This is a genomic window from Peribacillus sp. FW305-BF15, assembly GCF_058783805.1.
Genome location: NZ_JBYSYV010000052.1, coordinates 1 through 11,012, shown reverse-complemented (window position 1 = coordinate 11,012; position 11,012 = coordinate 1). Strand labels below are relative to the sequence as shown.

Sequence of the window (11,012 nt, the reverse complement as noted above, 5' to 3'; positions counted from 1 at the left end):
ATAGAAAACCCCGAATAAGGGACTTTTTTTACTGTGTCCATTATTCGGGATATAGTTCAATTCATCAGGGGCCTTTTATTTAGAAGTTTTTAATAGTAAACACAAGGTTAATATCGGGAAAATAGATAGTGCATTTGCACTGTTTTTTAAATTCTTCATATAGTCTTTAATACCTAAAAGCTAATAGTAGCGTGTTCTACTTGTCAAGGTTTCCATTGTGAATATGTTAAAATATAGAAAAGATTTGACAAATTTGTGAAATGTCATAAAATAGAAAGAAAGGGGATGAAATTATGGAAGCTAATCAGAAGATGTTAGATGCAGTGAAATGGGTATCGGGCACAGGTTGTGTAATCGGAATTATTATTTTTGCTTTAAGTTTCATTGTAAGCGATTACAATAAAGATTATATATTTACCTCCGTTGGAATCGCCATCACACTAAGCGCAGCTGCAATTTTTCTAGTTGGTATATTTTTTGTCCTGACAGAAGAAATGGTAATGAAAACACATAAAGGTGAAAGAATTGTACCGGAAACGACTAAAATCATAAAAATGAAGTCAAAGGCTAACACTCAAACAAAAAGAAGTACAGAATTCAGTAACTAAAACGAGGAATATAGCATAATGAGCATTCTATCATCAGATTTACTAACATGGATGAACGCCTGTCTAAAGAATTTGAGTCAAAGTGATCCGAATGATTGAATGCGCTTTCATTATGTGGAGGACTTGGATTAATTATCAGTTGGCTACTTTTTAATTCAATACAATATACTGCACTCGTTATGTATCAAAAATATGACCAACCCTTTCATTTAATGGAATACACACGATGTGCTCGGATATCCAAACCGAACTGCCCGAACGCAGGAAGTTCTAACTTTAAACTTTGAACTATATCCACGAGAAAAGGACATTTTTTAAAAGTCCTTTTTTTGTGGTTTTTTTTGCACTTTTACTTGAAGTTTCATTCAATGAGGAAGTGTGGGTTACAAAGGCGGAGTTTATTGAACAACCAAATGTCCTTTTCTGTAATTCAGACCTGTCCTGCTGACCGATAAACATCACTAGTTGCAACAAGTTTGGCCGACCCCTGAATTATTTCACATATGACTACTGGTAAACGGCTCGTTAGGAATACTGAAAGGGCAATAATTATTGCAAGGAGAAAGAGCCCAATTTACCCACTCGTTGTTTCCTTATATACATATAATATTGACCAGTGTTGGATCAATAGAGTTTGGAAGCATGGATTCAACATCATATCCAATGCGGCTACCATTTACCAACTTCCCTGGCCGAGTGTAAAAAATCCGTTTTAAATCATGTTTTCCAACGATAAATACCTACTTGACAGGATAGGTAATATCATTCATATTCTTGAGGGAGGTTGAGGCAATAAACACGGAGAATATAATGTGAAATTTTCATTTCATTATATTAGAGTAATAATAAATGGATAGTGGACCGGTAATATATGCAATCCTGTAATGATAAGTGAATTCCATAGGTATGTTATTAAACAATTATTATATTTCATTTGCTGAAGATTTTCGAACATTTCCGTTCATTTACCATCTTCTTACTGCTCTTTATTGAACTTTATGTGACAGATGTCACTTTGTATTGTCTTTTTTTAGACTTGGGATTAATATTGGTATGTCGGGGTTTGTGAACATGGTAACACTTTGTCCGAATAATTACCAATTGGAATTTTATTATGTAAGAAAGGGGTAGTACTATGAAAATAAAATGGGCTCTATTAACTATACTTTTTACTATTGCCACTGTGCTAACCGGTTGCGATAACCCATTAATGGTCTTGGACCCTAAAGGGCCAGTAGCTGCAACACAAGCAGATGTTATTATGATTTCGATATGGACAATGGCCTTTGTCGTCCTTGTCGTTATGGTACTGTATATCTTCATGATAATGAAATATCGTGCTTCCAAACAACGTGATGATTATGAACCGCCTCATATTGAAGGAAGTAAGGTTCTTGAAATAATTTGGGTTGCGATCCCAATTATAATCGTCGCTTTCCTATCCGTTGTTACTGTTAAAACAACAAATGAAGTTGAGGCAACACCTAAAGGATACGGAGATCAAGAACCTCTAGTTATTTACGCTTCATCTTCCAACTGGAAGTGGCATTTTAGTTATCCGGAAGAAGATATCGAAACGGTCAACTATCTGTTTATACCGACTAACCGACCAATCGAATTTAAACTTTACTCATTCGGTCCAATCTCAAGTTTCTGGATTCCGCAACTTGGAGGACAAAAATACGCGATGTCGGACATGGTTAATACGTTGCACTTAGCAGCTGATGTACCAGGTGAGTATATGGGTCGAAATTCAAACTTCAGTGGTTCAGGTTTTGCTCAGCAAACGTTCAACGTTAATGCATTGTCAGCAAAAGATTACGATAAGTGGGTAGATGAAATTAAAGCTACTGCTAAACCGATTACTGAGGAAAAATTCAATGAATTATTAAAACCTGGTCATGTGGGACAATCCACATACACTGGAACTCACTTAGAGTTTTCACCAGCTCCTGAAGGGGAAAATGCTGGTCATGACCACGGATCTTCTGATACTGAAGAACATGATTCCAAGGATTCACACGAGGAACATTCAGAACACAGCAACATGAATCACTAAGAATTAATTTCGTTCGATAAAACAACTAGGTTTACAAGATAAGGAATATTTTCCTGAAAGGAGTCACAAAAGTATGGATTACTTTGATCGATTTGCCGTACCTCATCCAAGTCCTGCGATTTATGCATCCATGGTTGCCATTGGTTTAACCATGATTGCGGTTGTTGCCGGAATTACCTATTTTAAAAAATGGGGTTACTTATGGCGTGAATGGTTAACAACGGTTGACCATAAACGTATTGGTATCATGTACATCTTGGCAGCACTGCTTATGCTTTTCCGCGGTGGCGTCGATGCTCTTATGATGCGTGCTCAAACGGCTATTCCAGATAACGGTCTTTTGGATGGACAGCATTATAATGAGGTATTTACAACACACGGGGTCGTCATGATCCTGTTCATGGCTATGCCATTTATCATTGGGTTAATGAACATTGTTACACCATTACAAATTGGAGCGCGTGACGTAGCATTCCCACGTCTGAACGCAGTAAGCTTCTGGTTATTCTTCATGGGGGCAATGCTATTTAACATTTCTTTCGTAGTCGGTGGTTCTCCTGATGCAGGTTGGACATCTTACTTCCCGCTGGCAAGTAACGATTTCAGTGAATCAGTCGGTTCGAACTATTACGCGATCTCACTTCAAATCGCAGGTATTGGTACATTAATGACTGGTATCAACTTTATCGTAACCATCTTGAAAATGAGAGCACCTGGCCTGAACTTAATGAAAATGCCAATGTTCACATGGTCTATCTTGATTACAAACTTCATTATCGTTTTCGCTTTCCCTGTATTGACAGTGGCACTTGCGTTGATGACAATGGATCGTCTATTCGGAACTCAATTCTTTACGATGGCCAATGGCGGTAGCGATATGCTTTGGGCAAACTTGTTCTGGGTTTGGGGACATCCTGAAGTTTATATAGTTATTCTTCCAGCTTTCGGTATTTACAGTGAAATCATTTCGACATTTGCACGTCGTAACCTGTACGGGTATAATTCGATGGTTATCTCCATGGTAGCTATTTCTACACTATCTTTCATTGTATGGGCTCACCATTTCTATACAATGGGCCACGGTGCAATGGTTAACGGAATTTTCTCGATTACCACGATGGCAATTGCCGTGCCGACTGGTGTTAAGATCTTCAACTGGTTGTTCACACTTTGGAAAGGTAAAATCGTGTTTACCGTTCCAATGCTATACTCTTTAGCTTTCATTCCGATTTTCACGCTCGGTGGGGTAACAGGGGTTATGCTTGCCATGGCAAGTGCTGACTACCAATACCATAATACAATGTTCTTAGTAGCTCACTTCCATTACGTTTTAATCCCTGGTACTGTATTTGCCGTACTTGCCGGTTTCACGTACTGGTGGCCAAAAATGTTCGGTTTCATGTTGAGCGAAAAAATTGGAAAATGGTCGTTCTGGTTCATTATAGTCGGCTTTAATGTAACATTCTTCCCGATGTTCATCACTGGTTTAGATGGGCAGGCACGTCGTATGTATACGTACTCTGAATCAACAGGATATGGTCCATTGAATATGCTCTCTTTCGTTGGAGCGATTGGTTTAGCAATAGGTTTTGCACTTATTGTGTACAATATCTATTGGAGTACTCGTTATGCATCAAGAAATATCTCAAACGATCCATGGGATGCACGTTCTCTAGAGTGGGCTACACATACACCAATCCCTGAATATAACTTTGCAATTGTGCCAACAGTTGCTTCAACAGAAGCATTCTGGGATGCAAAGAAAAAAGGCTTTAAATTATTTGGCGGTAAGGTAGAAAAGATTCATATGCCAAATAACAGTGGCGTGCCGTTTATCATGAGCTGTATCTTCTTCGTTTGGGGCTTTGCATTGGTATTCAGCATGTGGATCATTGCAATCATTGCAACGATCGGTATCTTTGCTTGTATGATTCACCGTTCATTCGAAAAAGATCACGGACGTTATATCTCTGTTGAAGAGATCGAAGAAACTGAAAATAAATTGCGAGGTGCTAAGTAATGAAAATAGATAACTCGCTGCCACTTGAATATAGCACGGAAGAAAATCGCTTAAAGATTTTTGGATTCTGGATTTTCCTAGGAGCAGAAATAGCTCTTTTCGCTACACTGTTCGCCACTTATTTTGTCTTAGTTGGTGGTACTGGAAATGGTCCAACAGGGGAACATCTTTTTAAAGTCCCAACACTAATGTTTCAAACAATCTTTCTTTTAACTAGTAGTTTTACCATAGGTCTTGGAATCAATGCGATGAGACTTGGCAGGCAGAAAGCGACGATCGGTTTCTTCATTATCACCCTTATTCTTGGTTTAGGCTTTTTAGGAGTCGAAATTTATGAATTCGTGGAGTATGTACATGAAGGAGCAACGATTCAAACAAGTGCTTTCTTATCTAGTTTGTTCACACTACTAGGTACGCATGGAGCTCACGTTACACTTGGTTTATTCTGGGGAACCTTCATCACCATGCAGATTAAAAAACGCGGTATGACTCCACAGACAACAAACAAGGCTTTCATCTTTTCACTTTACTGGCATTTCTTGGACGTTGTCTGGATTTTCATCTTCAGTTTCGTCTACCTGAAAGGAATGATGTAATATGAAAGAATTATTCCCACGGGGCCAAGTTATGGGATTTGCTTTTTCGCTAGTTCTGACTTTGGTCGCATTATCAGTTATTGTGTTTGATCTCTCACTTAAAATGGCTGTGATCATCCTACTTGTTACAGCTTTCATGCAAGCAGCACTTCAATTTGTTATGTTCATGCATGCAGGAGAGTCTGAAGATAAAGCATCGATTTACACAAACGTTTATTACGGATTGTTCGTTGCATTGGTTACAATTTTCGGTACAATGCTAACAATGATTTGGGGATACCAATAATCGATTCTGGAAAAGCTGGGCGTCTTGATGACGTCCAGCTTTTTTTGTATGTTAATTCTTATACCGGCCTATCCATTTCATTCATGGAAGTTTGGTTAACAAGGATGTGGCTGAATCCATTTGTTTAGTATAACCATTTCACAACATTATATTTATAAATGGGGATTTTCACTTTTGAAGCATTCCCGTGTGTTTAAGTGGAATGTGTTACTGGGGTAAAACGTTGATAGAACGGACACATCAACTAAGAAAACGATCAGCCACTTTTGATATAATAAGTTATATAAGAATTAATTAATAAATGTAGCGGAGATGATGAATTGACATTGCCGGTTTTGATTGTGACAATCATCTTAAGTTTGTTAAAAATATTGGTTTCCTGTCTTCCAACAGATGCAGTTAATTGGATTATCAGTAAATTTAAAATACATTCAGAAATTAGTGGCGGGAATGCGATCGTAACCTTTGACGGAAAACGTTTGGAAGGTGAAGAAAAAATTCAAGTTATTAATTATTTTAGTAGCGCTAGATTTTTGAAGAAAAATCATATATTCCCGGGGAATGTGGAATTGTTTTTACATCCAGATAATAGTGGGACTCCATTGGTCATTGATACTAAAAGAGGCAAAAAGGATGTTAGGTTATTTGTATATATTTACAGCGACCGCGTGGATGTAGTTAAACAGTACAAGAAGAAGCTCATTTCTTATAGTCTGTTTTCCGATAGCCTCCAAGAACGTTCCATGCCATTAATAAGAAATTTAGTTTAATAGAACATTAAAAAGACGGTCCTTAAAAGACCGTCTTTGAGTTTGTAAACAAAAGGGTTAAAACATAGTTGATTGGAGCGGGTGTGCGAGACTCCTGCGGGAAAAGCGAGTCCAAGGGAGACACCGCGGGCGCAAAGGCACCGGGGAGGCTCCCGGACCGCCCGCGGAAAGCGAGTGCCTGGAGTGGAAATTAACGGTTAAATTGTCTACAGCTGAGACGCGCCTTAAAAATACCTTCTTTTTTATAAGGCTTTTAATATAATTCCATTTCAAAGATATTTTTTCATTATAAAAATTCTGGTACACAAACTGGCATCTTGATTTTAGTGCCTTTTGAAAAAAACAATTAAAAGTGTTATTAAGTAGGAGGGGATTGCAAGAGGGTCGTTAATCGTGCATATGAAAAGTATTTGGGATAGTATTTAAGGGAATAAAAAAGCAGGTATCTATTGCGATGCCTGCTTTTTTATGCTTTCCATTGTTTTTCAACTTGATGAAGGGCTTGTTGTAAAATTACTTCATGATCAGTACCCGGTTTAGCAAGGACGTTAGTTTGATAAGATTTTCCTTGGAAATCAACTGTTACTGTAACTTTTACCATTATGCATCTTTCCTTTCCTAATTCAGAATTAAATGAGGTGGTTGTACCTATTTCTTTTATACCCGTAGCAGAAGGATAATCAAACATTTCAAAAGCTAAAATCGTGAGAATTAATATTCAAAATTATCTGATATTTTAAGTGAAGTGTCAACACTTTTTTTTTGACATGCCCCATTTTCAGGTTTTTTAAAAAACGACCTGGCTTGTATACATGACAGCCAGGTTGTTTTTTTAAAAGGAACTATATTCATATTTTAGTTAAAATAATACCGATTAATGCTGCAAGGACACCAGCAATTTGATAGTTTTTTAGTCTTTCCTTGAATATATAACATCCAGCGAATACGACAACCAAACAGTTCAGGCTGACGACAGGGAAAATGATGCTTGCGATGCCAGTGTTCAACGCAAAGAAATAACATCCATAGCCTATCATGCTTAAAAAGCCTACTAAGGAACCGATTTTGACTTCCTTTAGCTTGATTTTTTCTTTTTTAAAGGCTAGAGCCGAAAGAAGATAAAGCATTCCGCCTCCATACATTGATACAAGGATATCAAGGGAGTTTAATTGAAGACGTGTTGATGTCGTCATAAGAATGCCGAGCACACCAAAAGATAAGATGGAGAGTAATGTGTGCATCATCCATGGGACATATTGATGATTACCTTTTGCATTAGGTGTATATTGGATGACTAATGTAGCGATAAACATGCAGGCGATTCCACTCCACTGCAAGGAAGAAATATGTTCGTGAAAAATTAAAGCTGCACAGAGAATGGGGAATATGGCATTCGCTGCGATTAATGGAGATGTCAAGCTTGCCGGACCTTTTTCAAAGGCGCTTGCCATCTGGATGTTACCATTGGCGTTCAGTACACCAATTGCTGCACCAAGCATGATGGACAGCCAGTTCAGCTGCAAACCATCCATTAATACTCCATAAACAATGGACAAAATAAAAGCTGAAAAATAAAAGAAAAATTGGATATGTATCTTGGAATACCCTTTTCCGCTGCTCCATTTAAAAATGCTGTTATTGATTCCGAAACATAAACTCGTGATGAGTGCTGCAAAAATCCACATTGACTTAATCTCTTCCTTCATGTAGGATAAACTTCTTCTACATTTTAAGCTGAATGCCCTTAGGAATCAAACCAAATTTAAAATGTATGATTGACAGATTAGATATTTTTTTCTATATTTACAATGACAATTTTAAAATATTTCCCGATAAACGGGAGAGGTTCATAGCATCACCCTCTTAAAAAAACTATGGCTTTGATATTTTTCGCGAATCAACCATATCTTTGAGGAGATATGGTTTTTGTTATATAGAGGCCCATTTTATGAATCTCCCTGAAATGTGGGATTAGGAGGACTTTTCATGTCTGGAAGAAAAGAAGAAGAATTAAAAAAAGATATCACACTGCTTGGGAATCAAGGAACAAAATATACATTCGACTATGCTCCTGAAATCCTTGAGTCATTCGATAACAAGCATCCGAACCGGGACTATTTCGTCAAATTCAATTGCCCGGAATTCACTAGTTTATGTCCAATCACGGGCCAGCCGGACTTTGCTACCATTTACATCAGCTATATTCCCAGTGTGAAAATGGTGGAAAGTAAGTCTTTGAAACTCTACTTATTCAGCTTCCGCAATCATGGTGATTTCCATGAAGACTGCATGAACATCATCATGAATGATTTAATCGAATTGATGGACCCTAAATATATTGAAGTCTGGGGCAAGTTTACACCTAGGGGCGGAATTTCCATAGACCCTTACACGAATTATGGGAAACCAGGTACGAAGTATGAGGAAATGGCGAATTACCGCTTGATGAATCATGACTTATACCCGGAAACCGTGGATAATCGCTAAAGAATAGGAGGGACAATGGGCATATGCCCGTTGTCTTTTTTTAGTTTATAGCTAATTTCGATCAGTGGTTCTGTTATTCTGTCCTTTTTAAAAGTACAAATGTCCTCCTATAATGGAATTTCCACTTGATTGTTTCGAGAAAAAGCGTAATAATAGGGAGAGTTAATTTTGACAGAATATTTACGAAAATAGGGGATGTCGAGATGAAAGTTGCAAAGTTTGGTGGAAGTTCACTTGCGTCAGGTGATCAGTTGAGGAAGGTATTCGAAATTGTTGTTTCTGATCCAGAGAGGAAGATTGTGGTCGTTTCCGCTCCAGGAAAACGCAATTCCGATGATATAAAGGTGACGGATTTATTGATTGAAGCTGCGGAACAGCAGCTGCGCGGGGATAACGGAGAGCATTTGATAGAAGATGTTGTATCCCGCTATGCGAGCATTGCTGAAGAGTTGGATATATCCGAGAGTGTCATCACAGGGATTCATGAAAATTTAATGGCGCTGCTGCATGCAGATCAAACTAACCCAAAGCGCTATCTGGATGCCTTGAAGGCAGGTGGAGAGGATAATAATGCGAAGCTGGTCGCAGGTTATTTCCAAAGCCTTGGAGTGGAGGCACAGTATATCAATCCGAAGAAGGCAGGCTTGATTGTAACGGATGAAGGTGGATTTACCAGGGTGCTGCCAGAGTCTTATGATCGGTTATATGCTCTGCGTGATGAGCCGGGAATCGTTGTATTCCCAGGATTCTTCGGATATACGTTAGATGGTGATGTGTTAACCTTCTCAAGAAGCGGTTCCGATATTACGGGTTCGATTCTTGCTAATGGGGTCAAAGCTGATTTGTATGAGAACTTTACGGACGTGGATGCCGTTTATGCGGTGAATCCAAATGTGGTTTCCAATCCGAAGGGAATCCGGGAACTAACCTATCGTGAGATGCGTGAGCTTTCTTATGCAGGTTTCTCGGTATTTCATGATGAGGCGCTGATTCCTGCATTCCGGGCGGGAATACCTGTCCATATCCAAAATACGAACAATCCGGCGGCACAAGGGACCCGCATTGTGAATACACGGGATAATACGAACGGGCCTGTTATTGGGATTGCAAGTGATAAAGGATTTTGCAGTATTTACATTAGTAAATATTTGATGAACCGGGAAGTTGGTTTTGGCCGGAAACTGCTGCACATCCTCGAGGATTATGGAGTTTCATATGAGCATATTCCATCAGGCATCGATGATGTGACGCTTATTCTAAGGCAGGACCAGATGAAAGGGGATGCCGAAAAGAAAATCATTTCCCGAATCAAGAAAGAGCTTCATGCCGATGAAGTGAATGTGGAACATGATCTTGCCTTGATCATGGTTGTAGGGGAAGGAATGCGCCATAATGTCGGTACAACGGCAAGAGCGTCAAAAGCCTTGGCTGAAGCAAAGGTGAATATTGAGATGATCAATCAAGGCTCTTCGGAGGTAAGCATGATGTTCGGTGTGAAAGGGCACAACGAAGAGACGGCAATTCAGGCATTATATCACGAGTTCTTTTGAGTATGACCGTTTAGGGACCTCCTTTTAGAAGGGGGTTTTTTGTGATTGATCTTTTAATCACTATACATACGCTGGATTTTTTTCATCTGGTTCTTTATGGTAGTGGCAATGACCGTGAGGATAATCATTCCAAGCTAACAGACGCGCTGCAGGGTTCAGAGCGTCTGTTTTCAGGTGGCTAAAGCAATTGGAGGAGAACGGAGTTGACGCTCTTGAATCGGATAAAAAGGGACGTCCAACCTCATACATATCTTACACCAAATTATAAATGAAATAGATGTCAATGGCACATCATGTTTACGAGTTAAATGATTCACTGGAACCAATTGATTTAAGTAATTACTTCGAGTTTATCTTGCTGAATAGAATCATGTTTAAAAAGCATCCTTATCACCCAGTTAAATACTTCTATATAATACAAAAAAATGTAGGAATAAGTTATATCTATATGTGATTGGAGTGTAAGGAACGAGACTCCTGCGGGAAAAGCGAGTGCCTGGAGCGGAAATCAACGTTCAAAAAAGCCATAAAAAAACTGTAGAAAACCCGGTTTTCATCGAGTTGATCTGACCCAATAAAGTTAGACATATAATTTAAGCAGCTTCTAAGACCTGAGTTCGGTATTCTATCGGACTC

The 11,012-nt window shown here is 38.7% G+C and carries 11 protein-coding genes and 1 riboswitch; of the genes, 9 read left to right on the top strand and 2 right to left on the bottom strand.

What is annotated here, in order from left to right:
* The first annotated feature begins 293 nt into the window (after window positions 1-293).
* The 6 genes from AC3WLU_RS26445 to AC3WLU_RS26420 all read left to right on the top strand — a co-directional run bounded on the left by AC3WLU_RS26445 (window position 294) and on the right by AC3WLU_RS26420 (window position 6,339).
* Window positions 294-608 (top strand): hypothetical protein, encoded by a 315-nt coding sequence (locus tag AC3WLU_RS26445; protein WP_057278575.1) that lies wholly within the window; start codon window positions 294-296, stop codon window positions 606-608.
* 1,135 nt (window positions 609-1,743) lie between these two features.
* The gene (gene qoxA, locus AC3WLU_RS26440) at window positions 1,744-2,667 is read left to right on the top strand and encodes a cytochrome aa3 quinol oxidase subunit II (RefSeq protein WP_034305893.1); all 924 of its coding nucleotides are present in this window, start codon (window positions 1,744-1,746) and stop codon (window positions 2,665-2,667) included.
* Between the two features lie 73 nt (window positions 2,668-2,740).
* Window positions 2,741-4,687 (top strand): cytochrome aa3 quinol oxidase subunit I, encoded by a 1,947-nt coding sequence (gene qoxB / locus AC3WLU_RS26435; protein WP_057278577.1) that lies wholly within the window; start codon window positions 2,741-2,743, stop codon window positions 4,685-4,687.
* Complete coding sequence (gene qoxC, locus AC3WLU_RS26430) at window positions 4,687-5,283, top strand: cytochrome aa3 quinol oxidase subunit III (RefSeq protein WP_057278578.1); 597 nt, start codon at window positions 4,687-4,689, stop codon at window positions 5,281-5,283. The genes qoxB and qoxC overlap by 1 nt, the downstream gene beginning before the upstream one ends.
* A 1-nt stretch (window position 5,284) precedes the next feature.
* Entirely contained in the window at window positions 5,285-5,569 is a 285-nt protein-coding gene (qoxD, locus tag AC3WLU_RS26425; protein WP_096338881.1) for a cytochrome aa3 quinol oxidase subunit IV, read from the top strand.
* Window positions 5,570-5,889: 320 nt separating this feature from the next.
* Entirely contained in the window at window positions 5,890-6,339 is a 450-nt protein-coding gene (locus AC3WLU_RS26420; protein WP_413004019.1) for a YfmQ family protein, read from the top strand.
* A 466-nt stretch (window positions 6,340-6,805) separates the two neighbouring features.
* Here the strand turns inward: AC3WLU_RS26420 and AC3WLU_RS26415 are convergent, their stop codons facing one another.
* The gene (locus AC3WLU_RS26415; RefSeq protein ID WP_034305885.1) at window positions 6,806-6,940 is read right to left on the bottom strand and encodes a BA3454 family stress response protein; all 135 of its coding nucleotides are present in this window, start codon (window positions 6,938-6,940) and stop codon (window positions 6,806-6,808) included.
* 247 nt (window positions 6,941-7,187) lie between these two features.
* Window positions 7,188-8,045, bottom strand: coding sequence for an EamA family transporter (locus AC3WLU_RS26410; protein WP_222620073.1), 858 nt, complete (start codon window positions 8,043-8,045; stop codon window positions 7,188-7,190).
* Window positions 8,046-8,175: 130 nt separating this feature from the next.
* A riboswitch (PreQ1 riboswitch) is annotated at window positions 8,176-8,221 on the top strand.
* Window positions 8,222-8,325: 104 nt separating this feature from the next.
* On the opposite strand from AC3WLU_RS26410, the gene queF reads away from it, so the two are divergent.
* The 3 genes from queF (at window position 8,326) to AC3WLU_RS26395 (ending at window position 10,558) form a co-directional block, all read left to right on the top strand.
* Window positions 8,326-8,826, top strand: coding sequence for a preQ(1) synthase (queF, locus tag AC3WLU_RS26405; RefSeq protein ID WP_034305880.1), 501 nt, complete (start codon window positions 8,326-8,328; stop codon window positions 8,824-8,826).
* Between the two features lie 203 nt (window positions 8,827-9,029).
* Window positions 9,030-10,376 (top strand): aspartate kinase, encoded by a 1,347-nt coding sequence (locus tag AC3WLU_RS26400; RefSeq protein ID WP_096338882.1) that lies wholly within the window; start codon window positions 9,030-9,032, stop codon window positions 10,374-10,376.
* Between the two features lie 41 nt (window positions 10,377-10,417).
* A complete protein-coding gene (locus AC3WLU_RS26395) occupies window positions 10,418-10,558 on the top strand; it encodes a hypothetical protein (RefSeq protein WP_413004021.1) in 141 nt (46 codons plus the stop codon).
* The last annotated feature ends 454 nt before the right edge of the window (window positions 10,559-11,012 follow it).